Origin of the sequence: Nocardioides sp. NPDC023903, assembly GCF_040639295.1 — a bacterium.
Taxonomy (GTDB): Bacteria; Actinomycetota; Actinomycetes; order Propionibacteriales; family Nocardioidaceae; genus Nocardioides.
This window is the reverse complement of record NZ_JBEZZS010000129.1, coordinates 1-1,020: the sequence shown is the minus strand read 5'-3', so window position 1 is coordinate 1,020 and position 1,020 is coordinate 1. Positions and strand designations below refer to the sequence as shown.

At 70.6% G+C, this 1,020-nt stretch carries 1 protein-coding gene; it reads left to right on the top strand.

Features of this window, described 5'->3' with window-relative positions; genetic code table 11:
- Positions 1-128: 128 nt before the first annotated feature.
- Positions 129-1,020: alpha/beta fold hydrolase (locus tag AB0F44_RS30440; protein WP_357361129.1), on the top strand; the 892-nt coding region annotated here is incomplete at its 3' end.

Here is a 1,020-nt window from a genome sequence, read left to right as displayed (position 1 = left end):
GTACTCGCCAAGTTCAGCGAGGCCGGCTCGTCGTGCTCCTCGGCGCTGTCTCTGCGTTGATCGTCACCGGCTGCGGTACCGGCGCGGACAGTGCCCCGCGTGCTGAACTGCCCCCACCCCCGCCTGGCTTGAACAGCTTCTACGACCAGCAGATCGCTTGGGGCTCGTGCGAGGGCTACGGCAGCCCGGAGGATCGGCTGCCACCCAAAACCGAGTGCGCCCGGATCACCGTGCCGATCGACTACGCGCGCCCGGACGGCCCCACCGCCCAGATCGCGCTCTCGCGGATCCCGGCCACCGGCGAGAAGGTCGGCTCGCTGCTGATGAACCCCGGCGGGCCCGGCGTCTCCGGCCTGTCGATGGTCGGCGTCGGCAACCGCACCGAACTGGCGGCGAAGTTCGATCGGGTCGGGTTCGACCCGCGCGGTGTCGGCTCGTCGCTGCCCGCGATCGTCTGTCTCACCCCGCAGCAGGCCGACGCCGAACGCGCCGAGCCGCCCACCGACAACACCCCAGCGGGGATCGCCGAGGCCGAGGCCGACAACCGTGAGTACGCCGACCGCTGCGCCCAGCGCTCCGGCATCGACCTGCTCGGCCACGTCGGTACGCGCGAGGTGATCCAGGACATGGATGTCATGCGGGCGGTCCTCGGTGACGCGAAACTGAGCTACCTCGGCTACTCCTACGGCACGCGCCTCGGTTCGGCCTACGCCGAGAAGTACCCACAGAACGTGCGCGCGCTCGTCCTCGACGGTGCGGTGGATTCCTCGCAGGACCCGGTCCAGGAGTCACTGCGTCAGGCCGCGGGCTTCCAGGGCGTGTTCACCGCCTACGCCACCGACTGCGCGAAGAACGCCGACTGCCCGCTCGGCACCGATCCCGCCCAGGCCGTCACCCGTTTCCGCGAGCTGGTCGGGCCGCTGGAGAAGACTCCGGCGCCGACCGCCGATCCGCGCGGCCTCAGCTACAACGACGCGATCACCGGCGTCCAGCAGGCCCTCTACAGCGACGATCTGTGGC